The following is a 3,003-nucleotide window of genomic DNA, read 5'->3' on the forward strand; positions in this document are numbered from 1 at the left end:
GGAGATGCAAGCGTTCTCTAAATTCGAATAAAATCAAGGAGAAGCAGGCCAACGGAAAAAATAGCAAGTGTATTCCGGACGCAAACCCGAAGGAGATTGCGTATACGGTAACCGCGCTATTGAACAGCGTAATAATACCAACGCGCGAGATTGAGTAAAAACCTCTGGCGTTAAGCCCGATAAAGATTGGATATGCCAAGGCGATAGGGACAACCAGAGCACCAAGTCCTGGGGCGCCAAGGGCTGTAAATACGAACGCGTACGGGAGCGTTACCAGACAGAGGACGACGCAAATAAGGTTGCTGAGACGAATTTTTTTTCTAAAGCTCAGGCTTAGGTCGGGTCCAATTCCAGCATGGAGCAACGATAAAAAAATCCGCTTCAGGTAGTGAATCATAAGAATAATAACCTTTTGTGCTTGAACTTTGATACCAGTCGTTTTTCCAGGACGCTTGGGAAGCGTTCTCTACTCAATAATAGCATGGGCCGGGTCAGTTGCAGGGGATGGGCTGGCTTCAGGCCGGCCCTGGGCTGCCATACAAAGGGTCATGAGCAGGTACCATCCGGCAACATTCCTTACTTCATATTTATCAAGCAGGCTTAAGCTGCCATCTGCGAATGCGTGGAGGTGTTTTACAATCGTCTCAGTATGCTCGCTGCGCCTTTTGTCCTCCTTCAAAACAATCTCCTTCATCTGGTACCTTGCGCTTCAGCTCCGCCGCCAGGATTCGGCTTCTTTAGCCCGCTCGTGCCCGCTGGCACCGTTATGCCAATGAACCTTCACCAAGATCAATCATTGCGGCCATCGGAATATGAGGTAAAATACACATAAATACGAATGTATGGATTCTTTTTACCGCCAAGGCAGCCCTATGATAACTCGATTGTGGCAAAGATTAAGTATTCCTTTGCTTCTTTTCCTGCCAGGAACGGTCTGGGCTGAAATGAAGAAAGTCGTTTATGGAATTGACGATTTTTGCCCTTACACCTGTCTCGAGAAAGACCGTCCTGGAATATTGCCGGAAGCGATCGCAGTCATCCTGGGGCGACAGCGTATGACACTGGAAATCCTTCCCGGCAGCTGGACCCGTCTTGAGAAAGAGGGTGAGAAAGGAAACGTGGATCTGCTGGGACCGCTGACATTGAGGTTTATCAAGCGGACTCGAGTGCCATCCACACAAGTGCTGGGAGGGTTTTTTAAAGCCGGCTTTATGACCCGATCCGATTCTTCGTGGATCTATACAGGACCGGAATCACTGCGGAACAAGAGACTTGTTACCGTCAAAGGCTACAGTTATCCGGTTGAGGTCAAAGCCTTCCTGGATACGATCCGTGATACCCGTTACCTGATGGAGCTGTCCGGAGAAAATGCCAACCGACGTCGTGTTCAGATGCTGGCCCAAGGACGAGTCGATGCCGTGCCGACTATGTATAATATTTTTCATCATCAGGTGAAGCTTTTGAATATGAACGCCGCTGACTTTCGTTCAGCAGGCGACATGCCTCTTTCCGATGACACAACGACCTTTCGTATCGGTGTCTTTAACAAAGATCCGGTGGTGTCCAAAGAGTTGATTCGTATTCTTGATAAAGGGTTTGTTGATATTTCGAAGGATAAAACCCTAAAGTCCATTCTTGCCCGCTATGGAATCCAAGGCGAGCAAGGTCTGAATTAGGGCTCCGCACAAAAAGCTGTCCATTCATGGAAAGCCCTCGATCCGAAGGCTTATTACAGGACCCTTCCAGCGTCAATCCGTAAATACAACTGTAGGACTAGAATCTCACGTGAAAGTGACGGGCATTCCCCTCATCCTCAATAATGTAGTTGCTGGTATAGCGATTTAAGATCTCCACAAATTTTGGCTCGTTTTGCAGGGTAAAACTGGTTGCAGCAATATCTATGCTTCTGCCTTCTCTGTGTTCTGCATGTGGAGGAACAAAATTACCTCTAATATAAAAGACGCCACCCCAAATTAAACTTGCATCATTAAAGTAAAGAGGCTGTTGGGTGGCATCATAGTACTCTTGTGCGATTCCCCAAAGAGCAGCTTTGGCTGCCGCAGTAACATAATAATTTGAAGGATGTATTGGAGTTGATCCAATTATCCTAAAGGCTGGTGAACTTCCTAGATCGACAAGGTCAGGGATAACTCAGGTTGCCGTTGCTTGGCGATGCGTATAAGGCTACCCGCTCAACTACGACGCCGGAAGCTGGACCAATCTCAATAATCGCTTGGGCGATAGGCATATTCCCAAATTGCTTTGTAATAACCTGTTTGAGAAATCCTAACTGTTTCGCTTGGTCTGCGGTCCACGGTTGCGCCACGCGCACTGCGGATCGAAACTTCTACTATGCTATGGAATTTTTGCCAGGGATAAGTCTGGCCAAACTGATCGAGATGGAAAAGCACCTGCCCTATCCTCGGGCCATTCATCTGCTCCTGCAGGTTTGCGCTTCACTTAAAGAAGCTCATGGTCGGGGCATGATCCATCGTGATATCAAACCCCTCAATATCATGGTCTGCATGATCGGTGGCGACTATGATGTCGTCAAAGTGATTGATTTTGGTCTAGTGAAAAGAATCAAGGATCTGGTGCCATCCGAATCGTTCGAATCACTCTCCCACAGCATACAAGACACACCGGCTTACCTGCCTCCCGAGCTCCTCGCCCAACCTTCCGCAGCCAATCCCCTAACCGATATTTATTCTTTAGGGGTTGTCGCTTACAGAATGCTAAGTGGTCGCCATCTTTTTGATTCAACCCATGAAGCCGGCCTGATCTATGATATTGTGCACACAAAGCCCGGCAATTTAGCTGAACTCAGGCCGGATTTGCCGCCTGCCCTGGTCAAAATAGTGATGCAATGCGTCGATAAAAATCCATTGGCGCGGCCTCCAAGCATGCAGGCATTGATTGCCGGACTCACAGCGGCGTTGAATCAGCCTGCTTGGTCGCAGATTGATGCCAAAGAGTGGTGGGATTTACGCGACGACCTTTTAT

At 48.2% G+C, this 3,003-nt stretch carries 3 protein-coding genes; 2 read left to right on the forward strand and 1 reads right to left on the reverse strand.

Annotation, left to right across the window (positions count from 1 at the left end):
- Nucleotides 1–397 (reverse strand): hypothetical protein (locus tag VE954_RS17915; protein WP_324955220.1); only part of this gene is annotated, 397 nt, incomplete at its 3' end.
- Between the two features lie 475 nt (nucleotides 398–872).
- Here VE954_RS17915 and VE954_RS17920 point away from each other — a divergent pair.
- Together VE954_RS17920 and VE954_RS17925 are read left to right on the forward strand one after the other, a co-directional pair.
- The gene (locus tag VE954_RS17920; protein ID WP_324955222.1) at nucleotides 873–1,676 is read left to right on the forward strand and encodes a transporter substrate-binding domain-containing protein; all 804 of its coding nucleotides are present in this window, start codon (nucleotides 873–875) and stop codon (nucleotides 1,674–1,676) included.
- Between the two features lie 681 nt (nucleotides 1,677–2,357).
- Nucleotides 2,358–3,003: serine/threonine-protein kinase (locus VE954_RS17925; protein WP_324955224.1), on the forward strand; the 646-nt coding region annotated here is incomplete at its 3' end.

The organism is Oligoflexus sp., from assembly GCF_035638955.1.
GTDB lineage: Bacteria > Bdellovibrionota_B > Oligoflexia > Oligoflexales > Oligoflexaceae > Oligoflexus.

Bases quoted from the DNA above. Each gene is read 5' to 3' on its own strand.
- VE954_RS17920 (WP_324955222.1), top strand. From the start codon at position 873: ATGATAACTCGATTGTGGCAAAGATTAAGTATTCCTTTGCTTCTTTTC.